This window comes from Nocardioides sp. (genome assembly GCF_047607365.1).
Classification (GTDB): domain Bacteria; phylum Actinomycetota; class Actinomycetes; order Propionibacteriales; family Nocardioidaceae; genus Nocardioides.
In genome coordinates, this window is sequence record NZ_JASGDD010000050.1 from 16,094 (window position 1) to 37,964 (window position 21,871).

Here is a 21,871-nt window from a genome sequence, read left to right on the forward strand (position 1 = left end):
ATGACCCAGACGTCGTCCGAGCGTGCTCCCCGGCGTACGGGCTCGCGGAGCGGCGGGGAGCGGAAGAACGTCCGCGGTGAGGCGACCCGGCAGCTGATCCTCACCGCCGCCGAGCGGCTCTTCGCCGAGCACGGCATCTCGGCCGTTCCGCTGAGGGACATCGGGATCGCCGCGGGACAGCGCAACCATGCCGCCGTCCAGTACCACTTCGGCGACCGCGACGAGGTGGTCAAGGCCATCATGGAGTTCCGCGGGGCCGAGAGCGAGGACAGCCGGACCGAGATGGTCGCCGAGCTGATGATGGGGCCGACGCCGACCGTCTCCGACGTGGTCAACGCCTTCGTGCGCCCGCTCGCGCTCCACATCGCGCCGGAGAACCACTACCTGGCGTTCCTGTCCCTCTACATCACCGAGGAGGGCGGATACGAGGGCATGGGGGACCTGCACCTGCACACCGGCGGCTCGGTGGTCACGCTGCACACGCTGCTGCGCCGGCTGGTCCCCGATGTCCCGGAGGCCGTCCTCGACGAGCGGTGGTGGGTGACGCTCACCAGTGCCGTGCACGCGCTGGCCCGCTACCACGCGTCCCAGCGGAAGCGCGCGCAGCTGCCGGCGCCCATCGACGTCCTCCTCGACGACCTGGTGGCCTTCCTCAGCGCCGGTCTCACCGCGCCCCCGGTCGAACGCGACCCGCGCTCATGACCGACGCGGAGGGCAGCCGACTGCCGGGGGGCGAGTCGGGCACCGACGTCCTGGACCTCCTGCTCGCCCGCTCGCTGGGAGCCGAGTCCGACCGCGAGCCCCTCGTCGGCCGCATCGCCCGGGACATCGCCCGCGACGTCATCGAGGGCAGGATCCCCCCCGGCGCGGAGCTGACCTCGATCGACCTCGCCGAGCGGTTCGAGACCAGCCGGACACCGCCGCGGGAGGCGCTGCTGGTGCTCGAGCGCGAGGGCCTGATCGAGATCCGCGCGCGCCGGCGCCCGAGAGTGGCGCTGTTGCCGCGCGAGAGGGTCACCGAGGTCTACGAGCTGCGGGCCCTGCTGTACGCCGAGGTCGCCCGGCGCCTCGCCCGGAGTGCGGGGGAGGCCGACCTGGACGAGCTGCAGCACCCGCTCGACGAGATGATCGCCGCGGCGCGCGAGGGGGACCGCACCCGCGCCTTCTGGTCGAACGTCCTCTTCCACGAGGTCGCGTCCTCTCGGTGCGGCGACCAGACCCTCAAGCAGACCGCCGACGCGCTCGACCTCCGCGTCCTGCCCCTGAGGCACTTCGCCATGACACGAGACGCCGGCGAGCTCGAGCGCTGGTGGGCGGACCACGTCCGGCTCGTGCTCGCGCTCCGCGACCGGGACGGCGAGCTCGCCGCCGTACTGAACCGGTCGATCGTCACCAGCGGTCTGCCCGGGCTCCTGCTGGCGTACGACGACTTCGCGCTCACCGCGCGGCCCGCAGCCTCTCAGTAGAGGACGATGGGGTTCACCAGGCAGCCCGTCGAGCGGTAGATGCCGAGCGGCGGCACGGAGAGCAGTCCGCCGGCGACACCGGCCTCGGCCATGGTCCGGACGGCCGGGCCGAGCAGGCTGTTGTCGACCAGGCAGAGACCGATCGCCCAGATGAGCATGTGGACCTCGAGCGAGCCGTCCTCGCCCGCGCGGGCGTCGTGGAAGTCCCAGCAGAGGACGCTGACGCCGTGGTCGGCGATCCACTGCGCCCCGCTCTCGCCGATGCCGGGACGGCTGCCCTGGATCGCGCCGGTCGGGTAGGTGTTGCCGGCCTCCTCGAAGCGGTCGCGGCCCATGTACAGCAGCAGCGCGTCCCCGGGCTCGAAGGTGAGACCGGTCGTGGCGATGGCGGCCTCGATCTCCTCCCCGGTGACCGGCTGGTCCACCGTCACCCACGGCACGCCACGCAGCGACGGGATGTCGGCGACGACGGCCCGGGTGGCGACGCCGTACTGCGCCCAGCGGAGGAGCGCGTCGTCGGCGGTGTAGGACGACGCGGCGGGGATGCCGTCGTGCCACTGCTCGTCGATCCCCATGTGGGCGACGCTGTCGAGATGGGTGTTGCCGGTGCCGTGAGCATCGACGGTGATGGTGTCCCCACCGGAGACGAAGCGGCCGTGGACGCTGACCTTCACGTCCAGCTCGACGTGCTTGTGGCTGCCCTCGAGACGGTCCGGCCGGGTCTCGACGGGGCGTTGCAGCGAGACGGCCTCCCCGCGCGTCACCGACCGGACGCCGCGGAGCCGAGCGGTGCTGTCGATCAGGCCGACCGACCCGAGGCAACGCGAGTCCGAGGCGTGGCGCTTCTGCGCGTGCTCGTCCGCGATCGTCCGCAGCCAGGGGGCGACGGGGCTTTCATCCACCATGAGGGCATCTCCTAGTTCATCAAGTGTCGACACTAATACAGTCATAGAGAGAGAAATGCGTCAAGACATTGACAATCTACGACTCAATGTCGACAGTAAGGCTATGCGAGCGTATCGAGTGCGGATGATGTTCCACCCCACGATCCATGTGCGGAGCCTGGACGAGGCGGAGGACTTCTATGCCCGCGTCTTCGGGAGGCCCAGCACCAACATCTCGGCGATCTTCCCGCCCTCGGCGGACCACGCCTCGGACTACTCGACCTTCACCTCGGTCGCCGACGTCCTCCTCGACGACCTCGAGCCGAAGCGCTACGTGACGAACGGCGAGCAGCGCTACCCCGACGTCGACGCCGGCCACCTCCGGACGACGGGGTGGTACGTCGACGGCGCGGCCGAGCTGTACGCGGAGCTCGCCCGACAGGGGATCCGGGTCACCGACTCCCGCGACCGCGTCCTGACCGAGCCCGAGCCGCCGAAGGGCGGCCAGCCGTTCCACACCCACCCCGAGGACGCGGGCATCCGCTATCACGTCTTCGAGAGCTTCCCCTTCCCGCTCGACCCGCGCACCGAGGAGGGCTGGACGCTCCCGCCGGTGAGCGACGCCGACCCGCTCGGGATCGAGCTCTGCTCCCATCACACGATCCTCACCACCCAGCCGGAGCGCGCTCTCCGGCTCGCCGTCGACGTCCTCGGCGGCGAGGTGGTGCACACCGGGCATGACGAGCTCCGCGGCGCCTCGGGTCCCTACGTCCGGCTCGCGGACGCGCTGTTCCACTACGCGACGCCCGAGGCGGGCTCGGCGGCCGAGGCCGACGCGGCCACCACGGGCGTCGACACCTACCACGCGATCACCTTCAAGGTCGCCGACCTGGAGCGCGTCGAGCGCCATCTCGAGGCGGAGGGCGTCCGGATCCAGTCGCGCTCCGACACGACCCTCGTCACCGACCCCGCCACCAGCCTCGGCGTCCCGTGGGGCTTCACCACCGAGCTGATCCCCGGCGACCCTCGCAGCGTCGCCTGACCTCCCTTCACGCACCTCCCCCTCACGCACCACCACGGCAAAGGAGCCATCGCATGGCATTCGACAGCACCGACCCCCTCTTCAGCGTCGCCGGCAAGGTCGCGCTCATCACCGCGGCCGGATCGGGCATGGGTCGCGCCGCCACCCTGCTCTTCGCCGAGCGCGGCGCGCACGTGATCGCCGTCGACGTGATCGCCGACGCCGTCAAGGAGGTCGTCGAGGAGGTCGTCGCCGCCGGCGGCTCCGCGGAGGCGCACACCGTCGACCTCACCGACATCGGCCAGGTCGAGACGTTCATCGAGACGATCCTGGAGACCCACGAGGTCCTCGACGTGCTCTACAACCACGCGGGCCTGCGCGGCGCCGTCGGGATGGCGTACGACGCCGAGGACGTCCTGTCGACCACGACGATCAACCTGCTGACGCCGATGCTGCTGACCAAGCAGCTCCTCCCGCTGCTGCGGCGCTCCGAGTCGGCCTCACTCATCTACACGGCGTCGATCTCGGGACTCGGCTCGTCGCCGCACCTGATGACCTACGGCGCCACCAAGGCCGGGGTGATCAACTACATGAAGTCGATCGCCGTGCAGCTCGGCCCGGAGGGGATCCGCGCCAACGGGATCGCCCCCGGAGCGACGAGGACGGCCGGCATGGTGAGGAACAACTCCGAGGAGGTCCGCACGCGGATCGCCGAGCAGATCCCGCTGCGACGGATGGGCGAGCCCGAGGAGGACGCCGCGGTCGCCCTCTTCCTCGCCTCGGACGCCTCGCGGTACGTGACAGGCGTGCTGATCCCGGTCGACGGCGGCCTGACCGCCTGAGGCCGGAAGCCTCGACGGCGCCGGCGCGTGCTTCGCGCCGGCGCCGTCGTCATCGGCTCGTCAGGCTCCGGGGTAGAGGTGGGACATGAAGCGCGCGCCCCAGTCCATCGTGCCCGTCGGCACGTAGTAGTCCTTCTCGTCGGTGATCTGGCCCCAGTGGGCGGCGATGTCCTCGACGGTGGGCAGCTCGCCGCTCTCGTCCAGCCAGCCCTCGGTGAACCCGAGGAACCACCGGCTGAACCGCTTGGCGCCGGCCACCAGGATCTCGCCGTTGACCGGGCAGGACTCGTGGGCCAGGAAGGCGACCATGGGCGAGACCAGGTCGGTGGCCATCGCCACGGCGCGCGCCTGGTCCATCGGGCTGCTCGTCACCACGTTGGTCGCGGACTCGCTGGGGCGGGTAACCGAGTTCGGCGCGATGCAGTTGACGAGGATCCCCTTCTCGGCGCTGGCGTGCGCGAGGCTGCGGGTGAACCCGATGAGCGCGCCCTTCGCGGTGGCGTACGCCAGGTTGTCGGGCAGGCCGAGCATGCCGGTCGACGCGGTCGTGATGACCCGTCCGTATCCCTGCCTCTCCATGTGCGGCCACGCCGCGCGGGTGGTGTGCCAGGTGCCGCGCAGGTGGACGTCGAGCGTCAGCTCGAGGTTCTCGGCGTCGGCGTCGGGGAAGGTGGCCCAGCGCGAGATGCCGGCGTTGTTGACGACGACGTCGATCCGGCCGAACTCGGACACGGCGCGCTCCACGAGCGACTGGCATCCGTCCTCGGTCCCGACGGTGTTGGTGTCGGCGATCGCGGTGCCGCCGGCGGCGCGGATCTCCTCCACCACCTCGTTGGCGGGACCGGTGTCGCTGCCGGTGCCCTCCTTCGAGCCGCCGACGTCGTTGACGACGATCTTGGCGCCGCGCGCGGCAAGCAGCTTGGCGTGAGCGCGACCGAGTCCTCGGCCCGCCCCGGTCACGATGGCGACCCGCTCGTCGAAGCGGAGCTCAGGGGTGGTGTTCATCATTCTCCTTTGACTGATTCTCCAAAGATTTCATCACAGCCGCTCAGATTGCACAACGGTCGGCCAGTGCAAGATTGCGCTTAAAAATGTCAATCCATTGCCAAAGTTCAGCGATAATGCTTAGGTTTGATGAGACGGCGCTACCGGAGCTGCCGACGAGAGGGAGAGTGACCCCATGTCAGGACAGATCGACAACGACGTTGACGTCGAGGTGCTGGTGATCGGAGCGGGAGTGGTGGGCATCTACGCGCTCTACCGCGCGCTCGACGCCGGCTTCTCCGCGCGGACCCTCGAGGCCGGCGACGGCGTCGGCGGAGTCTGGTACTGGAATCGCTACCCGCAGGCGCGCTTCGACTCCGAGAGCTACACCTACGGCTACATCTTCTCCAAGGAGCTCTTCGACGAGTGGCGCTGGAAGGAGGAGTTCGCGACCCAGCCGGAGATCGAGAGCTACCTGAACTTCGTGGTCGACCGCTTCGACCTGCGTCAGCACATCAGCACCGGGCAGAAGGTCGTCTCGGCCGTCTACGACGAGGAGGCGAACGTCTGGGTCGTGACGACCGAGGCCGGCGACGTCGTACGCGCGCGCTGGGTCATCTCCGCGACCGGTGGCCTCTCGGTGCCGCACTACCCCGAGATCGACGGCCTCGAGGACTTCCAGGGCGAGGCCCATCACACCGGCGCCTGGCCGCACACGCCGCTGGACTTCACCGGCAAGCGGGTGGCGATCATCGGCAACGGTCCCAGCGGCGCCCAGCTGCTCCCCGCCATCGTCGACGTCGTCGAGCAGGTCGACCTCTACCAGCGCACCCCCACCTGGACCACGCCGCTCAACAACGCCGACATGACCGACGAGCGGCACCAGTGGCTGAGTGAGAACTGGGAGACCGTCACCACCACGCTCAACACCTCGCCCTCGGGCTTCCTGCACGACCCGGCCGGCAAGTTCTCCACCGCGGACGACGCCGAGCAGCGGCAGGCCTTCTACGAGACCATGTGGAAGGCGCCGGGCTTCGGCAAGCTCACGATGAACTACTACGACATGACCACCAACCGCGAGGTCAACCTCGAGTTCTGCGAGTTCCTGGCCAACAAGATCCGCTCGATCGTCCAGGACCCGGTGACCGCCGAGCGGCTGATCCCGAAGGACCACCTCTTCGGCGCCAAGCGGCCGCCGTTCGTGTCGAACTACTTCGAGTCGTTCAACAAGCCGAACGCGTCCCTCATCGCCCTGCGCGAGACCCCGATCGTGCGGGTCGACGCCACCGGCATCGAGACCACCGAGAAGCACCGCGACTACGACATCATCGTCTACGCCACCGGCTTCGACTTCGGCACCGGCGCCCTCACCCGCATGGGCATCAAGGGCCGCGAGGGCCTCGACCTCAGCACCGACTGGGAGGACGGCCCCTTCGACTTCGGCGGCTTCAGCGCCCATCTCATGCCGAACTTCTTCTTCCCGGGCGGGCCGCACGGCGCGGGCGGCGGCAACTACCCCCGCTACTCCCAGGACCAGGTCGACTGGATCACCGAGACCATCGTCTACGCCCGTGAGCACGGGTACGACGTCTTCGAGCCCACCGAGGAGCAGCAGGGCGCCTGGATGACGATGATCGACACGCTCGCGCCGCTCTCGATCTTCTCGGCCGAGCACAGCCACTACTACGGCGCCAACGTCGAGGGGAAGCCGCGCAAGTTCCTGCTCAACCCCGGCGGCCGCGGGAAGCTCCACGAGATGCTGGACGAGATGTCGTCGACCGACAACTACGGTGGCGCGATGCGGAAGGTGGCCGAGAATGTCCTCGTCTGACGGCTCGGCTCCCCGGCAGGCGCTGCTGGCGCTGAGCAACGCCGTCGACGGCCGCGACGAGGAGCTCCGGGAGTGGTACTGGGGCACCCACATCCCGGAGGTCCTCGAGCTGCCCGGCTTCGTCGCCGCGCACCCGTACCACGTTCCCGACGACGTCACGATGGGGATCCCCTACCGCTACGCGACGCTGTACGAGGTGGAGGGCTCGGCCGACGAGGCTCGGACCCTGCTCTTCACCTCGTCGCTGAGCTCGAGCGACACGCTCGACGTCACCACCGTGGCGGTCATCCCACTCGTCTCCGCGCCCTGATCAGAAGTGCTGCTGGCCACCGTCGACACTGATGTGCTCGGCGGTGATCCAGGGCGTCTCGTCGGAGGCGAGGAAGGCGACGACCGCCGAGATCTCCTCGGGCTCGGCGACCCACTTCGGCAGGAACGGCGTGCCCATCGTCGAGAGCGCCTCGGTCCCGGCGGAGGCGCGCTGCAGGGCGTTGATCATGTCGCCGGAGCCCATGGGGGTGTTCACCCCGCCGGGGTGGACGCTGTTGACCCGGATGTTGTGCCGGCCCAGCTCCGAGGCGAAGCCACGGGTCATCCCGACCAGGGCGTGCTTGCTCGTCGTGTAGTGGATCATCCAGGGCTGCATCTTCTTCCCGGCGTACGAGCTGGTGATGATGATCGAGCCGCCGCCCCGCTGGATCAGGTGCGGGGCGGTGGCCATCACCGTGTTCCAGACGCCGGTGACGTTGATGTCCATGTGGTTGGCCCAGATCCTGGGCGTCGTGGCGTCCCACGTGGCCGGGATGCAGATGCCGGCGTTGGCCGCGACCACGTCGATCCCGCCGAGTTCGTCCACGCCGCGCTGCGCCAGCGCGCCGAGGGCCTCGGCATCGCGGACGTCGGCCTGCTCGGCGATGATCCGGCGCCCCGTCTCCTCGACCAGCCGGACGGTCTCGGCGAGATCCTCCGGCGTGGCGGGGTCGTAGGGCACGTCGTCCACCGGCGCGCAGATGTCGAGGCCGACGATGTCGGCCCCCTCGGAGGCGAGGCGGATCGCGTGCGAGCGGCCCTGTCCTCGTGCGATGCCGGTGATGAAGGCGACCTTGCCCTCGAGACGTCCCGTCATGGTGTTCAGCTCCTGTGATCGGCTAGTGCGGTGCGTTCGTCTTTCCTGCCGGGCGTCGCCGTGGCGACGACGTCACGAATCGGGGCGCCAGGCAGCGGAGGCTGCGGGCGCGGAGCGCGCCGAGCCAGAGGCCGGCGCCGTAGGCGAGGTCGTCGAGCCGTCGTCCCAGCCATCCGGTGGCCGGGTCGATCCGGGGCCGGTCCATCGCGAGCTGGACCACCGCGTCGACGACCAGGGCGCTCACCGTCGTACGACGGGCGCCGCGGCTGACGAGGCAGGCCACCGCGACGCCCGGCCACCAGTGCCGGGTGACGAGGTCGGCCTCCTGGAAGAGGGCCCAGCCGAGGGCCTGGGTGGCGATCCGGCCGGCGGCGGCGTCGCGTCCGGCGACCGGAGGCAGGCTGCGCCGCACCGAGCGGGTGCCCCAGCCGACCGCTGCCGCCGCGGCGGGGATCGACCACCAGCGCCGCTGCATCACGGCCAGTGCGGCGAGGCCCATCGCCGGAGAGAGCACGGCGGGTGCGACGGCACCGCCGTGACGCTCGGCGAGGACGGCGCCGCCACTGCCGTAGAGCACCTTGCGGCCCAGCCAGGACCCCAGCGAGGAGCGGGCCTCGTGCAGCGCCACGTGCTCGGGCTGGTAGCGCACGCCGTGCCCGGCGGCCACGAGCCGCCAGACCAGGTCGACGTCCTCGGCGACCCGGAGCCCCTCGGCGAACCCGCCGACGGCCCGGAGTGCCTCGGTCCGGCCGACGAGGCAGGCGGAGGGGAGCCAGCTCACGAAGGCGCCCGGCTGGACGGCACAGGGACGACGGCCCAGCGTCAGGGCGGAGCACGCCTCGTCGTACCGCTCCCACCAGCGGACGCGCGCCGAGACTGCGACCCCCCGGACGATCGGGCCGGCGAGCGCCACCCGGGGATCGACGAGCTGGGCGCCGAGGGAGCGCAGCATCATCGCCGGCGCGCGCACGTCGGAGTCGACGAAGGCGACCAGCGGCGTCCTCACCCGGGTCAGGCCGGCGTTGCGGGCGGAGGCGGGCCCGACGTTCACGTCGAGCCGCAGGAGCTCGGCGCCGTGACGGGCCGCCACCGCCGCCACGGCGGCCCGGTCGCGGGACGCGTCGTCGACCACGACGACGCTCAGGCCCTCGAGCGCCGCCAGGCAGCGATCCAGCTGCGGTGAGCGATCCCGGACGGGGACGACCACGGTGATCAGCGAGGCATCGGCCGGGGTGCCCGGGGCCGGGTCGGCGAGGTTGCCCGCCAGCAGCTTCCGGGCGAGCGCGGCGGTGGCGGCGTCGCGGACGGTCAGCACGCCACCCGGCGCCAGCTCGTCGGCGGAGCGGGCCAGTCGCACCGCGCGCAGGGGCGAGCCCCCGACCAGGACGCGGCCCGCGTCCAGGCGGCCTTCGGGCCGGAGACGGATCCGGAAGCCCGGCGGGAGCGGGGCGGCGCTCATCCGCCGAAGCCTCCGTCGGCAGCGACGACCGAGCCGTTGAGCACCCGGCCCTCGGGAGAGCAGCAGAAGGCGATGGTGGCGCCGATCTCGTCCGGCTCGAGGACGTCGTGCAGCAGCTGGTGCCGCGCGAGCTCGTCGGTGCTCACGCCGTAGAGCTCCGCCGTGCCGCGCAGCATGGCGGTCCGGGTCGAGCCGGGGGAGACGGCCACGGCCGTGACGCCCGTGGCGACCAGGTCGGCAGCCAGCCCCCGCACCAGCCCAACGACCGCGTGCTTGACGGTGGTGTAGGCGCCGAGACGGTGCAGCCCGTGTGCGCCAGCGGCGGAGGCGATCGCCACGAACCGGCATCCGCCGGGGTCGGGCCCCGCCAGCATGTGGGGGATCGTCGCGGTGGCGGTGTGGTGCACTCCCCGGACGTCGATCTCCCACATCAGGGCGAGGTCCGAGGCCGCTGTGGGATCCCAGAGCGGGGCGCCGCCGGCCAGCACCGCAGCACCCGCGACGGCCGCGTCGAGTCGTCCCCACCGGTCCACGGCGGCCGTCGCCGCCTCGGTGAGCGCACCGAGATCCCGGACGTCGCCGACCCACGGCAGCACCTGGCCGTCCTCACCGCATCGGGCGACCGCGGTCAGATCCTCGCGCGTCGCCATCGGGTAGGAGGCGGGCGAGTCCGCACCGAGGCACCAGTCGAACGCGACGACGCGGTAGCCCTCGGCGACGAGCCGCTGGACCGTCGCCGCGCCGATGCCCCGCGCGGCCCCGGTGACCAGGGCCACCCGGCCGTCCGGGGAGGCGGGCGAGGTCATCGCCGGACGCTCACCCGGCTGCGGCCGTAGGCGTAGGCGACCATCTCCTGCAGCAGCCGCCGGCCCTCCTCCGCGGTCGCGTCGGCCGGGTCCCCGAGCACCCCGTTGGGCGAGACCGCCTCGACGCCGTGGGCCATCAGGGTCGGCATCAGGTCGAGCAGCGGCGCGGTGTTCCCCGGGGCGACGTAGCCACGCCGGACCCGGCCGGGAGCGAGATGGAGCAGGAGGGAGGTCTCGGTGCGACCCGCATGCGCGTCGCCGTCCTGGACGGCGCACGGCACCCAGTCGACGTCGCGGCCCTCGCCGCGGAGCACGGCGACGGCGTCGCGCAGCGCGAAGACATTCCCCCCGTGGCCGTTCACGAAGACCAGTCGCCCGGCCCACGTGCCCAGCGAGCGGCCGATCTCGACCAGGGTGGTGGTCAGGGCCGTCGTGCCGATCGAGATGGTTCCGGCGTACGACTGGTGCTCGCCGCTGGCTCCGTAGCCGACGGCAGGAGCGACGACGCCGCCCAGCAGAGGCGCGAGCTCCTCCGCGACGGCGGTGGCGATCACGGTGTCGGTGTCCAGCGGCAGGTGCGGCCCGTGCTGCTCCACCGAGCCCACGGGGACCAGCACCAGTCCCCCGCGGGAGACCTCGGGGGAGACCGCGTCGAGGAGGCTCATCTAGCCACCGAGTTCGATCACGAAGTCGTCGGGCACCAGCAGCTGCTCCGCGGAGAGCTGCTCGATGGAGTCGAGTCCCATGCCCAGCAGGGCCGAGTCGATCCCGCCGCGCAGGATGTCCAGGACGTTCTCGACGCCCGTCTGGCCGTTGGCGGCCAGGCCCCACAGGTAGGCGCGACCGATCATCACGGCCCGCGCGCCGAGGGCGAGGGCCTTGACGACGTCCGACCCGCGGCGGACCCCGCCGTCGAGGAGCACCTCGATCTGATCGCCCACCGCCTGGGCGATCGGCTCGAGGACGCGGATGGTGGCCGGCGTGCCGTCGAGGTTGTTGCCTCCGTGGTTGCTCACCGAGATGGCGTCGACACCGGCGTCGACGGCGCGCCTGGCGTCGTCGACCCGGGTGACGCCCTTGAGCATGAAGGGCGTGCCGGTCATGGTGTGCCAGCTCTCGGCCATCCAGGCGACGTCGTCCCAGCTCGGGGGAGGCGTCGTCATCCACTCGTAGTAGGCGCCGAAGAACGTCGGCGCGTCACCGCCGGGAGGGGCCAGGTTGGGGGCGGTGAGGTCCGGGATCTGGCCCTCCCTGCCGAACGCCCAGAGCCAGCGCGGCTTGGTGATCACCTGGGGGGCGAAGCGCATGGCCGCCTTGAAGTCTACCTTCTCGGGAATCTCGGGGCTGCCCCAGTCGCGACCCATCGAGAAGGACCAGTCGAGGGTGGCGATCAGCGCCTTGGAGCCGGCCTTGTAGGCACGCTCCATCCGCTGGAGCATCACGTCCCGGTCGCCGGTCCAGTACATCTGGAAGAAGGTCGGGGCGCCGGTGTCGCAGACCTCCTCCACCGACTTGGAGGCGAAGTTCGAGAGTCCGATGACCGTCCCGCGCGACGCGGCGGCACGGGCGACCGCCACCTCGCCGTCAGGATGCACGGCCTGGACACCGGTGGGGCTGAGAATCACCGGGAGCGAGATGTCCTGGCCGAGGACGGTGGTGCTCATCGAGCGCTCGGGCCGGTGGCCGGCGACGTGCGGGGCGAACCCGATCCGGGAGAACGCGTGCTGGTTCTCCTCGATCGTCTGGCCCCGCTCGGACCCGGCGACGAGCGCCTTGTAGACGGGGTCGGGCAGCCGTTTGCGGGCGCGCTCCTGCGCCACCGCGACGGACTCGAACCAGGGGTTCTTCTTCCAGGGGTTCTCGAACTTCGACGCCATCAGGCGCGTTCCCTTCTGCTGATCGTGAGAAGCACCGGCTCGTTGCGGCGCGAGGTCAGGGGTGAGTGGTCGCAGCTGCGCTCGGGCACGGTCCGCTCCCCGGCGAGCGCCTGCTCGCCGTACCCCTGCACGCACTCGGGGTCGGGGCCGTCGAGCGGCAGGCCGGTGAAGAACTTGGCCGCCATGCACCCGCCGCGGCAGGAGTCGTAGTGCGAGCACTTCGTGCAGGCGCCCTGGGTGACCGGCGAGCGGAGCTCGGCGAAGAGCGACGAGGTCTGCCAGACCCGGCCGAACCCGCCGTCGTGGAGGAGGTTCCCGGCGAGGAACTGGTCGTCGATCGCGAACGGGCAGGCGTAGACGTCGCCGATCGGGTCGATCAGGCAGACCACGCGGCCGGCGCCGCAGAGGTTGAGCCCGGGGAGGGCGCCGCTGCCGTCGGCCGGGCCGTAGGCGGCCAGGTGGAAGAAGGAGTCGCCCGTGAGGACGTCCTCGCCGTTCGCGACGAGCCAGTCGTAGAGCGTGCGCTGCTGCTCGGCGGTGGGGTGCAGCTCGTCCCACACGTCGGCGCCGCGGCCCGAGGGGCGCAGCCGGGTGAGGCGGAGGGTGGCGCCGAAGCGGTCGGCGATCGCCTTGAAGTCGTCGAGCTGGCCGATGTTCTCCCGGGTGCAGACGACCGAGATCTTCGCGTCGGCGAAGCCGGCGTCGGCGAGGTTCCGCAGCGCGCGCATCGCCATGTCGTAGGAGCCGGCGCCGCGGACCCGGTCGTTGACCTCCGCGGTGGCGCCGTCCAGGGAGATCTGGACGTCGACGTAGCCGCGGGTGGCGGGGGAGGTGAGCCAGGCCGCGCGCTCGGGGGTGAGGCGTACGCCGTTGGTGGAGAACTTCACCCCGACGTGGTGGTCGACGGCGTACTCCACGATCTCCCAGAAGTCGGATCGGACGGTGGGCTCGCCGCCGCCGATGTTCACGTAGAAGACCTGCATCCGCTCGAGCTCGTCGATGACGGCCTTGCACTGCTCGGTCGACAACTCGCGCGGGTCGCGGCGGCCGCTGCTGGACAGGCAGTGCGCGCAGGTGAGGTTGCAGGCGTAGGTCAGCTCCCAGGTGAGGCAGATGGGAGCGTCGAGGCCGAGCTCGAACTGGTCGCGCAGCGGCGCGCTGCCGCGCTGGCGCAGGAAGGAGAGCTTGCGGCTGTCGAAGTCGTAGGCGAGGGCGCCGAAGCGCTCCGGGCGCAGCGAGGTCGTGGGCGGCAGCGAGTCACTCGCGACTGCCAGGGCAGCCGCGAGTGACTCCTCCCGGAGGAGCTCGGCGGTCATCAGTAGACGCCGCACATGCCGTCGATCGAGACCTCTTCGATGACGAACTCCTCGCCTGCCTCGTCGGCCTGCGCGGAGCTGATCTGCTCGGGGTTCATGGCGTTCACCTCTCGACGATTGTTGTGACGGACACCACAATAATGTCTGTCACCGACAAAAAGGAAGGGGGCGGCACCGATAGATTCCGTGCTCATGACTGTCCGGAGCTCCCTGCGCGGCCGTCCGGCGGCGACGTCGCACGCCGAGATCGAGCGCGCGGCCTTCCGGCTCTTCGCGGTGCACGGCTTCGAGGCGACGACCCTGGAGATGATCGCCGGGGAGCTGGGTGTCAGCAGTCGCACGGTCGCGCGCTACTACCCGAGCAAGAACGACATCCCGTGGGGACGCTTCGGCGAGACCCTCGACGCCTTCGCCGAGCACCTGCGGGCGATGCCCGAGACGATGCCGCTGTGGCAGATCGTCCACCGGGCCGTCCTCGCCTTCAACGACTTCCCGCCCGCGGAGCTGCCCTTCCTGCGCGAGCGGATGCGGATCATCCTCTCGACGCCGGCGCTCCAGGCCCACTCCACGCTGCGGTACGTCGAGTGGCGCAACGTCGTCGCCGAGTTCGTGGCCGAGCGACGGCAGGTTCCCGTCGACGACCTCTCGGTCCAGATCGTCGCGAACGTCAGCCTCGGGGCGGCGATCTCGGCGTACGAGGCGTGGCTCGCGCACCCCGAGGACGCCTTGGCGAGCCTCCTCGACCAGGCCATGTCGGCCCTGCGCGAGCACCTCGCGCCGGCACCCGTCACCCCTGACGACTGAAGCGGACGATCATGTTCCGATTAGCGGGACAAGGTGCCCCTACAACGAGGTGACGCGTCCGGGGAGGCGGCGGAGTCAGACCCGCGCGGCCTCGCTGCTCGGCCGGGTGCCGGTGAATCGCTGGGTGAGCAGCGTCGCCGACTGCATCACCAGGCTGGTGAGCTCCGAGGTCGTGGTCGCGTTGAAGCGCGTCTCCGGGATGGTGATGCCGATGTCCCCGATGACCGCTCCGGCCGGGCCCATGACGGGGGCGGCGACGGCGATGGCGCCGTCGATGCGCTCGCCGTGGGAGAGGGCGTAGCCGTCGCGACGGATCTGGGCCAGGCGCTCGGCGAGCTTGTCGGCATCGACGAGCGTGCGCTCGGTGAGGGCGCTCAGGGTGCCGTGGATGATCTCCGCCTGCACCTCGTCGGGCAGGAACGCAAGGATCGCGAGACCGCTCGCGCCGGCGTGCAGCGGGAGCCAGATGCCCTGCGGCACCGTGTAGCGCAGCGGGTGGGAGGAGTCCACGGACACGGTGAACATGAGCTCGCGGCGCTGCTCGTTGTAGATCGCGAAGAAGGCGGACTCGCCGCTGCGCTCGGTCAGGTCGGCGAGCACGTCCTTGGCGGCGTCCCGCAGGGGGAAGCGGGTGCTGGCCGTCCAGGCCAGACGCAGGAACTCCAGGCCGAGGCCGTAGTTGCCGGCGGGGGTGCGGGCCACCATCCCCAGCTCCTCGAGGTCACCGAGGAGACGGTGGGCGGTGCTGGCGCTGACGCCCAGCCGGTTGCCGAGATCCCGCACGCCGTACGACGTCTCGCCGGTGTCGACCATGAGGGTCAGGATCTCGATGCCGCGAGCCAACGGGTGCCGCTGGCGGTCGGACGCACTCGTGGTGTCACTCGTCTGAACTGCCACGTCCCACTCCTTCTCCGCACAGCCGAATCGCCGTTTCTTTGAAAGAAACAGTAGCAGTGCGAGGGGTGTTTGTGCGCGTTTGCGGTGGGGATTCAGCGCACGGAGACGCCGGCCGCGGCGAGCATGCCGAGGCGGTCGTGGAGCTTGACCCGGTCGCGGCCGGCGGCGGCGCCCCGCGTCGTCTCGGCCGCCTCGATCGCGAGCCAGCGCGACCAGTCGACCACCTCGACGCCCCGGGCGTCGAGCAGCTCGTCGACGGCCTCCGGACTCGAGCCGGCGTCGCGAAGAAGGGGCGCGTCCTCGAGGATCGCACCGGTCGTCTCGCTCGCACAGAGGCGGTTGGTCCCGATGACGCCGCTCGGGCCCCGCTTGATCCAGCCGACCACGTAGAGGCCTGGGACAGGTTCGTCCCCCTCCACGACCCGGGAGTCGCGGTGCGGGATCGTCCCGGTGCTCTCGTTGAAGGGCACTCCTTCGAGCGCGGCGCTCCGGTAGCCGACGGCTGGCAGGACCAGTCCGGCCTCGAGGGTGGAGAGCGTCTCCGGCGCGGAGGTCTGGGCGAGCTGGATCGCGCGGACAGCCGTGTCGCCGATGAACTCGACCGGCGTGCGGTCGAAGTGGAAGTGGATGGAGCGACTCCGGCCGTGGAGCGGCCGGTCGGCGGCGGCCTGGAGTGCGGCGAGCAGCCGGGACGTCGCCGGTCCGGCACTCGCCCGGGCACTCTCGACCTCGGGGGTCGCGAGCTCGCTCGGCGAGACCACCACGTCGGCACTCGCGACCTCGGTGAGCTCGAGGAACTCCTTGTTGGTGAACTTCGCGTGCTCGGCCCCTCGGCGTCCGATCACATGGACCTCGCGGACCGCGTGCTCCGCGAGTGCCTCGATGACGTGCTCGGGCACGTCGGTCCGGCGCAGCTCGTCCGGGGTGCGGACGAGCATGCGGGCCACGTCGAGGGCGACGTTCCCGACGCCGACCACGACCGCGCGCTCGGCATCGAGGAGCGAGGTGTCGAAGGCGGCGTCCGGGTGGCCGCTGTACCAGGAGACGAAGTTGCGAGCGGCGACGACGCCGCGCAGGTCCTCGCCCAGGATTCCCAGGCGTCGGTCCAGGGGCGCCCCGGCCGCGAGGATGACCGCGTCGTAGTGCTCACGGAGCTCGTCCATGGTGATGTCCGAGCCGACGGTGACGTTGCCCAGGAAGCGGACGCCGGGCATCTCGAAGATCTCTGCGAGAGAGGCCACGATCGACTTGATCTTCTGGTGGTCCGGCGCGACGCCGTACCGGACCAGGCCGAAGGGGGTGGGGAGCTTCTCGAAGACGTCGATCGAGATGTCGTACTCCGCCTCCTCGGCGAGCGCCTCGGCACAGAAGGCGCCCGAGGGCCCCGAGCCGACGATGGCGACGCGAAGCTTGCGCATGGTCAGCTCACGCGCGGGGGAGCTGAGCGACGTACTCGACGTCGCGGTCGATCCTGCCGAGCTTCCGGGCGCTCTTCGGCTTGTCCATGCCCTCGAAGAACTGCTCGTTGAGCTCGAGGAAGATGGCGTCGTCGCCGGCCAGGTCGGACTCGTAGCGGATCGCCGACGTCGGGCAGACCTCTTCGCAGGCGCCGCAGTCGATGCACTGGTCGGGATTGATGTACATCATCCGACCGCCCTCGTAGATGCAGTCCGCGGGGCACACCTTGGTGCAGCTCTTGTCCTGGATGTCGACACAGGCCGAGGTGACAACGAAAGTCACTTTGCCTCCCTTACAACGGAACGGATGATCCTTACAACGAACTCAGTGTGTTCCGCGTTACACTGCTTGTCAAGCGGAAGAATAGATTCCGCTTAGAGCGGCGACGAGGCGGAGAAGGTCGGGAGATGGTCGGCGAACCGAGGTCCGTGCGGGGCCGGGGACCCTCGGTTGCGCGGTCCTTCGAGCAGCTGGAACAGCAGCTGGGCGTGCTGGCCCGCCAGATGAAGCGCGTCGTGGCCGACCACGCCGACGCCGTTCATCCCGGCCTGTCCACCAGCGCGTTCCTGGTGCTGAGCCGCGTCGCGGACGTGGGGCCCGTCCGGGCTCAGGCGGTGTGCAGTGAGTTCGTCATCGACAAGGGACCGGTCAGCCGCTCGGTGCAGCAGCTCGTCGACCTCGGGCTGCTCGAGCGTCGGACGGATCCGGTCGACCGACGCGCCGCGCTCGTCTCGGTGACGCCGAAGGCTCGCCTGCTCCTGGCCGAGGTCGAGGCACGTCGGGAGGTCCTCCTTGCCGATTGCCTCGCCGACTGGCGGCCCGACGAGATGGGTGCCCTGGCGGCGGGTCTGGAGCGCCTGAACGCGGCCCTCGGGAGTGTCGCTCGGCCCTGACCGGTCAGGGTGCGCCGGTCCGGGCGGCGCCGATGCTGAGATCGCCCACCGACACCGGCTCGCCGGGAAGCGGGCTGCCGGGCGTCGCCCGGAGCCCGTCCAGCACCAGCCACAGTGACCGCTGGGTGCGCAGCTGTCCGACCGGGTCGGAGTCGGGCGGCCGGGCGCCGAGGATGAGGGAGAGCAGGCTCAGCGCGTCGCCCGAGCCGATGTCGGAGCGGATCGATCCCTCGGCCTGGGCGTCGCGGACCAGGTGGTCGAGCACCGCCATCAGCTCCTCGTGCGCGCCCCGGGAGAGGGTGGCCCCGTGGACCGCGGTCCAGGAGAGGGGCGAGAGGAACGCCAGGTGCACGGTGAGTCGGAGGCTCTCGGACTCGGTGATGATCCGGACCAGCACCGCCCACGCACTCGTCTCGGTCTCGCGGGCGACGCGGAGCTCCTCCAGGAGCGTGCGGAAGCCCTGGCCGGCAACGGCGGCGACCAGCTCCGAGCGATCCGGGAACCGGCGGTAGAGCGTTCCGACGCCCACGCCGGCGGCGCGTGCGATCGCCTCCATCGGGACGTCGAGGCCCGCCGTCGCGAACATCCCGGCGGCGGCACTGATGATCTGGTCGCGGTTGCGGCGCGCATCCGCACGGAGCACGGGCTCCTCGGGCGCGGACGGGGCGGTCGTGCCGGTGGATTCTCGAGCCGATTTCGGAGGAGGGCTCGACGTAGGCGGGCAGATGTGACTAGCCTCACTCTCGAACAGAAGTGGACGACGAGATTCCACTTAAGGCTTTCGGTCGCGCTTTGGGAGTACATCATGACAACACCGACCATCTCGTTCACCCGAACGGACCCCTACAACCCGCCAGAGGACCACCGCCGCCTGCAGGCGGAGGCTCCGATCAGCTACGTGCAACGCCCCGACGGCCGCAAGGTCTGGGTGCTGACGCGCTACGAGGACGTGCGAGCGATGCTCATCGACACGCGCTTCAGCTCCTACCGGCTGGATCCGCGTCACCCCTCGCACATCCCGGAGATGGGGCCGGACCACAAGCCGAGCCTGATCGAGATGGACCCGCCGGAGCACACCGCCGTCCGCCGCTCGCTGATCGGCGAGTTCACGGTGACGAAGCTCGCCGCGTGGCGCCCGCGGATCCAGGAGATCGTCGACGAGACGATCGACGCGATGCTCGCCGGCCCCAACCCGGTCGACATGGTCGAGGCGCTCTCGCTTCCCGTCCCGTCCATGGTCATCTCCGAGCTGCTCGGCGTGCCGTACGAGGACCACGACTTCTTCCAGGAGAACAGCGCCACCTTCAGCCGCTACGGCGCCTCGACGGAGTCGAGGATGAAGGCGATCGGCAATCTCAAGAGCTACATCTCCGACCTCGTCGAGCAGAAGATGAAGAACCCCGGCGACGACCTCCTGAGCCGTCGCATCGCCGCCGGCGCATCGGCCGAGGAGATGGGGTCGATCGGCTTCCTGCTGCTGATCGCCGGCCACGAGACCACGGCCAACATGATCTCGCTGTCCGTGGCGACCCTGCTCGACAAGCGCGAGAAGCTCGAGGCGCTGCGCAGCACCCCGGACCTCACCGCCGGGGCCGTGGAGGAGCTCCTGCGGTACTTCACGATCGCCGAGGTGGGGCACCAGCGGCTGGCGCTCGCCGACATCGAGATCGGCGGCCAGCTGATCAAGGAGGGCGATTCGGTCTTCGGCCTCGCGAACACCGCCAACCGCGACCCCGAGGTGTTCCCGGAGCCGGACGAGCTCGACTTCACCCGGCTGGCCCGCAACCACCTCGCCTTCGGATTCGGCCCGCACCAGTGCCTGGGCCAGAACCTCGCCCGACTGGAGATCGAGATCGTCCTCGCGACGCTGCTGCGCCGGGTGCCGACGCTGCGCCTCGCGACGCCCTTCGACGAGATCTCGTTCAAGGAGAACGGGCCGAACTACGGCGTCAACGAGATGCAGGTGGCGTGGTGAACGTGCGGATCGTCGTCGACCGCGACCGCTGCGTGGGGGCGGGCCAGTGCGTCCTCACCGACCCCGACGCCTTCGACCAGGACGACGAGGACGGACTCGTGATCGTCCAGCGGCCCGAGCCCGCGGACGATGCCGAGCTGACGCGGGCGAAGGAGGCGGTCAACGTCTGCCCCGGCCGCGCGCTCTCGCTCGCCGAATAGATGACCGAGTCACTGCTCGAGCCGGGAGCGGAGCCGGAGGACCGGTCGCTCCGCGAGGGCACCGGCAGCGGCCGGGCCAACCTGGAGCTGTTCATCGTCGGGCTCGGGGCGCTCGCCGTCTCGATGAGCCAGACGATGCTGGCTCCAGCGCTCGGGCAGCTCAACGAGCTGTACGGCGTCAACGCCAACTGGCTGTTGACGGCGCCGCTGCTCGTGGCGGCCGTCTGCGTTCCGGTCCTGGGCCGTCTGGGCGACATGTTCGGCAAGCGGCTGATGCTGCTCGTCGCCCTGGCGGCGCTGACGGTCGGCTCGCTGATCGATGCGCTCACGAGCGACATCGGCTGGCTGATCGCCGGCCGAGCCGTCCAGGGGATCTCGTCGGCCGCCGTGCCGCTCGGCATCTCGCTGGTGGCCACGCTGATGCCGCGGCACAAGGCCGCCTCGGCGGTGGCCGTCATCTCCGCGATGCTCGGCGTCGGGGGCGCCCTGGCGATGCCGCTGGCCGGCCTCATCGCCGAGAACTGGGACTGGCACCTGCTGTCCTGGACGACCGCCGTGGCCGGTGCCATCGCCTTCCCGCTCGTGCTCCTCTTCGTGCCGGAGTCGCTGCAGCGTGACGGCGGCAGGGTGGACGTCCCGGGGACGATCCTCCTGAGCATCGGCCTGGTCAGCCTGATCCTCCCGCTGGAGCAGTCCCACGACTGGGGCTGGACCTCGCCGGGGGTGCTGGGGCTCCTGATCGTCTCCGCGGCGACCTTCGCGATCTTCGTCGCCGTCGAGACCCGGACCCGAGAGCCCCTGGTCGACATCACCGCGCTGCGGCGCCGCCCGATCGCCACGACGAACCTCGCGTCGGTCTGCTTCGGCTTCGCCCTCTTCGCCTCGTTCATCGGCACCTCGACCTTCGTCGAGGCCGGCCGGTGGACGGGCTACGGGCTCGAGGCCAGCCTCGTCGCCGGTGGCATGACGATGCTCCCCTCCGGCCTGATGATGCTGATCTTCTCCCCGCTGGCGGCCAAGCTGATCCCGCGGTGGGGCGCACCGCGGACGATGGCGCTCGGCGCCTTCATCGTCGCGGCCGGCTGGCTGCTGCGGATCGTGCTGTCGGACTCGCTCTGGCAGGTGATGCTGGGCACCACCATCACCGGCATCGGGACGGGCTTCGGCTACGCCACGATCCCGACGCTGATCAACCTGCACACGCCGCCGCACGAGATCGCCGCCGCCAACGGGCTCAACACGCTTTTCCGCAACCTCGGCTCGACGCTGGCGACCTCCATCGGAACGGCGATCCTGACCAGCTCGCTGGTCTACCACGTGGTCGACGGCGAGGTGGTCGGGGCCGCCTCCAGCTTCACCGCCTACCGATGGCTGTTCGCCGTCTGTGCCGTCGCCGCGCTGGTGGCCGGCCTTCTGGTGCTCACGATCCCGAGCGGGATCGCCGCGCAGCGGGGGCGGGCGCGCGCGTGAGTGTGACGACGATCGGACCCGACGCGGCGCTGGTGGTCGTCGACCTGCAGGTGGCCCTCGTCGCCGGCCTGGCAGAGCGCGGCTCCGGCGCCGTCGTCGAGAACACCGTCCGGCTGGCCGACGCCTTCCGTCGCAGTGGACGCGCCGTCGCGCTCCTGACGACCGACCTCAACGACCCGCCCGTGGGACGGAACGACCACGCCTCTCCGCGGCCACCGGTGCCGTCGGCGGGATTGGCGATCGTGCCGGACCTCGCCCCGGAGCCCGGCGACATCGTCATCGAGAAGCGCGGGTGGGGCGGCTTCGTCGGGACCGGGCTCGACGCACGCCTGCGTGAGCGAGGCATCGGCCAGGTGGTCCTCGCGGGCGTGGCGACCGGCTTCGGGATCGAGTCGACGGCCCGCCAGGCCTACGACGCCGGCTACCACGTGGTGGTGGCGCTCGACGCGATCACCGACCCGCGACCGCACGGTCATGACTTCACGGTGACCGAGATCCTGCCGGCCCTGGCGGAGACCGGCAGCACCGCCGACGTCCTCGACCTGCTCTGACCGGCTGGTCG

General features: G+C 70.8%; 25 protein-coding genes. 12 read left to right on the forward strand and 13 right to left on the reverse strand.

Annotation, left to right across the window (positions count from 1 at the left end):
• Positions 1 to 702, forward strand: a complete 702-nt coding sequence (locus QM572_RS04270) for a TetR family transcriptional regulator (protein WP_415090379.1) — start codon at positions 1 to 3, stop codon at positions 700 to 702.
• Entirely contained in the window at positions 699 to 1,466 is a 768-nt protein-coding gene (locus tag QM572_RS04275; protein WP_415090381.1) for a GntR family transcriptional regulator, read from the forward strand. The genes QM572_RS04270 and QM572_RS04275 overlap by 4 nt, the downstream gene beginning before the upstream one ends.
• On the opposite strand, the gene QM572_RS04280 is transcribed toward QM572_RS04275, so the two are convergent.
• The gene (locus QM572_RS04280; RefSeq protein ID WP_415090383.1) at positions 1,460 to 2,371 is read right to left on the reverse strand and encodes a cyclase family protein; all 912 of its coding nucleotides are present in this window, start codon (positions 2,369 to 2,371) and stop codon (positions 1,460 to 1,462) included. The two genes, QM572_RS04275 and QM572_RS04280, sit on opposite strands and share 7 nt — an antisense overlap.
• Positions 2,372 to 2,474: 103 nt before the next feature.
• Here QM572_RS04280 and QM572_RS04285 point away from each other — a divergent pair, with 103 nt between their 5' ends.
• Together QM572_RS04285 and QM572_RS04290 are read left to right on the forward strand one after the other, a co-directional pair.
• Positions 2,475 to 3,392, forward strand: a complete 918-nt coding sequence (locus QM572_RS04285; RefSeq protein ID WP_415090385.1) for a VOC family protein — start codon at positions 2,475 to 2,477, stop codon at positions 3,390 to 3,392.
• Between the two features lie 53 nt (positions 3,393 to 3,445).
• Entirely contained in the window at positions 3,446 to 4,213 is a 768-nt protein-coding gene (locus QM572_RS04290; protein WP_415090387.1) for an SDR family NAD(P)-dependent oxidoreductase, read from the forward strand.
• Positions 4,214 to 4,273: 60 nt separating this feature from the next.
• On the opposite strand, the gene QM572_RS04295 is transcribed toward QM572_RS04290, so the two are convergent.
• The gene (locus tag QM572_RS04295) at positions 4,274 to 5,218 is read right to left on the reverse strand and encodes an SDR family NAD(P)-dependent oxidoreductase (RefSeq protein ID WP_415090389.1); all 945 of its coding nucleotides are present in this window, start codon (positions 5,216 to 5,218) and stop codon (positions 4,274 to 4,276) included.
• A 175-nt stretch (positions 5,219 to 5,393) separates the two neighbouring features.
• Between QM572_RS04295 and QM572_RS04300 the strand changes: the two genes are divergently transcribed.
• Complete coding sequence (locus QM572_RS04300) at positions 5,394 to 7,028, forward strand: flavin-containing monooxygenase (protein WP_415090391.1); 1,635 nt, start codon at positions 5,394 to 5,396, stop codon at positions 7,026 to 7,028.
• Positions 7,015 to 7,338: a hypothetical protein gene (locus QM572_RS04305; RefSeq protein ID WP_415090393.1), complete on the forward strand. Its 324-nt coding sequence runs from the start codon at positions 7,015 to 7,017 to the stop codon at positions 7,336 to 7,338. The genes QM572_RS04300 and QM572_RS04305 overlap by 14 nt, the downstream gene beginning before the upstream one ends.
• Here the strand turns inward: QM572_RS04305 and QM572_RS04310 are convergent, their stop codons facing one another.
• From QM572_RS04310 to mftA, 7 genes are read right to left on the reverse strand one after another with little or no spacing between them, the layout of a single operon-like run.
• Entirely contained in the window at positions 7,339 to 8,154 is an 816-nt protein-coding gene (locus QM572_RS04310) for a mycofactocin-coupled SDR family oxidoreductase (protein ID WP_415090395.1), read from the reverse strand.
• Between the two features lie 22 nt (positions 8,155 to 8,176).
• Positions 8,177 to 9,613, reverse strand: a complete 1,437-nt coding sequence (gene mftF / locus QM572_RS04315; protein ID WP_415090397.1) for a mycofactocin biosynthesis glycosyltransferase MftF — start codon at positions 9,611 to 9,613, stop codon at positions 8,177 to 8,179.
• Positions 9,610 to 10,419, reverse strand: coding sequence for a mycofactocin-coupled SDR family oxidoreductase (locus tag QM572_RS04320; RefSeq protein WP_415090399.1), 810 nt, complete (start codon positions 10,417 to 10,419; stop codon positions 9,610 to 9,612). Before QM572_RS04320 ends, mftF begins: the two co-directional genes overlap by 4 nt.
• Positions 10,416 to 11,084, reverse strand: coding sequence for a mycofactocin biosynthesis peptidyl-dipeptidase MftE (gene mftE / locus QM572_RS04325; RefSeq protein ID WP_415090401.1), 669 nt, complete (start codon positions 11,082 to 11,084; stop codon positions 10,416 to 10,418). The genes QM572_RS04320 and mftE overlap by 4 nt, the downstream gene beginning before the upstream one ends.
• Positions 11,085 to 12,296 (reverse strand): pre-mycofactocin synthase MftD, encoded by a 1,212-nt coding sequence (gene mftD, locus QM572_RS04330; protein ID WP_415090403.1) that lies wholly within the window; start codon positions 12,294 to 12,296, stop codon positions 11,085 to 11,087.
• Entirely contained in the window at positions 12,296 to 13,612 is a 1,317-nt protein-coding gene (gene mftC, locus QM572_RS04335; RefSeq protein ID WP_415090405.1) for a mycofactocin radical SAM maturase, read from the reverse strand. The genes mftD and mftC overlap by 1 nt, the downstream gene beginning before the upstream one ends.
• On the reverse strand, positions 13,612 to 13,710 hold the full coding sequence (mftA, locus tag QM572_RS04340; RefSeq protein WP_415090407.1) for a mycofactocin precursor MftA: 99 nt from the start codon (positions 13,708 to 13,710) through the stop codon (positions 13,612 to 13,614). Before mftA ends, mftC begins: the two co-directional genes overlap by 1 nt.
• Positions 13,711 to 13,804: 94 nt before the next feature.
• Here mftA and mftR point away from each other — a divergent pair, with 94 nt between their 5' ends.
• Entirely contained in the window at positions 13,805 to 14,416 is a 612-nt protein-coding gene (gene mftR / locus QM572_RS04345) for a mycofactocin system transcriptional regulator (RefSeq protein ID WP_415090409.1), read from the forward strand.
• Between the two features lie 75 nt (positions 14,417 to 14,491).
• Here mftR and QM572_RS04350 read toward each other — a convergent pair whose 3' ends face one another.
• The 3 genes from QM572_RS04350 to fdxA form a co-directional block, all read right to left on the reverse strand.
• Positions 14,492 to 15,313, reverse strand: a complete 822-nt coding sequence (locus tag QM572_RS04350; protein ID WP_415090412.1) for an IclR family transcriptional regulator — start codon at positions 15,311 to 15,313, stop codon at positions 14,492 to 14,494.
• A 92-nt stretch (positions 15,314 to 15,405) separates the two neighbouring features.
• Complete coding sequence (locus QM572_RS04355; RefSeq protein WP_415090414.1) at positions 15,406 to 16,731, reverse strand: FAD-dependent oxidoreductase; 1,326 nt, start codon at positions 16,729 to 16,731, stop codon at positions 15,406 to 15,408.
• A 7-nt stretch (positions 16,732 to 16,738) separates the two neighbouring features.
• Positions 16,739 to 17,053, reverse strand: a complete 315-nt coding sequence (gene fdxA / locus QM572_RS04360) for a ferredoxin (RefSeq protein WP_415090418.1) — start codon at positions 17,051 to 17,053, stop codon at positions 16,739 to 16,741.
• 125 nt (positions 17,054 to 17,178) lie between these two features.
• Here fdxA and QM572_RS04365 point away from each other — a divergent pair, with 125 nt between their 5' ends.
• Positions 17,179 to 17,664, forward strand: a complete 486-nt coding sequence (locus tag QM572_RS04365; protein WP_415090421.1) for a MarR family winged helix-turn-helix transcriptional regulator — start codon at positions 17,179 to 17,181, stop codon at positions 17,662 to 17,664.
• A 4-nt stretch (positions 17,665 to 17,668) separates the two neighbouring features.
• On the opposite strand, the gene QM572_RS04370 is transcribed toward QM572_RS04365, so the two are convergent.
• Positions 17,669 to 18,307: a TetR/AcrR family transcriptional regulator gene (locus QM572_RS04370; RefSeq protein WP_415090423.1), complete on the reverse strand. Its 639-nt coding sequence runs from the start codon at positions 18,305 to 18,307 to the stop codon at positions 17,669 to 17,671.
• 162 nt (positions 18,308 to 18,469) lie between these two features.
• Between QM572_RS04370 and QM572_RS04375 the strand changes: the two genes are divergently transcribed.
• From QM572_RS04375 to QM572_RS04390, 4 genes are read left to right on the forward strand one after another with little or no spacing between them, the layout of a single operon-like run.
• Entirely contained in the window at positions 18,470 to 19,639 is a 1,170-nt protein-coding gene (locus QM572_RS04375) for a cytochrome P450 (RefSeq protein WP_415090425.1), read from the forward strand.
• Positions 19,633 to 19,839 carry a ferredoxin gene (locus QM572_RS04380; protein ID WP_415090427.1) on the forward strand — a complete coding sequence of 69 codons (207 nt, stop codon included), beginning with the start codon at positions 19,633 to 19,635 and terminating at the stop codon, positions 19,837 to 19,839. The genes QM572_RS04375 and QM572_RS04380 overlap by 7 nt, the downstream gene beginning before the upstream one ends.
• A complete protein-coding gene (locus QM572_RS04385; RefSeq protein ID WP_415090429.1) occupies positions 19,840 to 21,309 on the forward strand; it encodes an MFS transporter in 1,470 nt (489 codons plus the stop codon).
• Entirely contained in the window at positions 21,306 to 21,860 is a 555-nt protein-coding gene (locus QM572_RS04390) for a cysteine hydrolase family protein (RefSeq protein WP_415090431.1), read from the forward strand. The genes QM572_RS04385 and QM572_RS04390 overlap by 4 nt, the downstream gene beginning before the upstream one ends.
• The last annotated feature ends 11 nt before the right edge of the window (positions 21,861 to 21,871 follow it).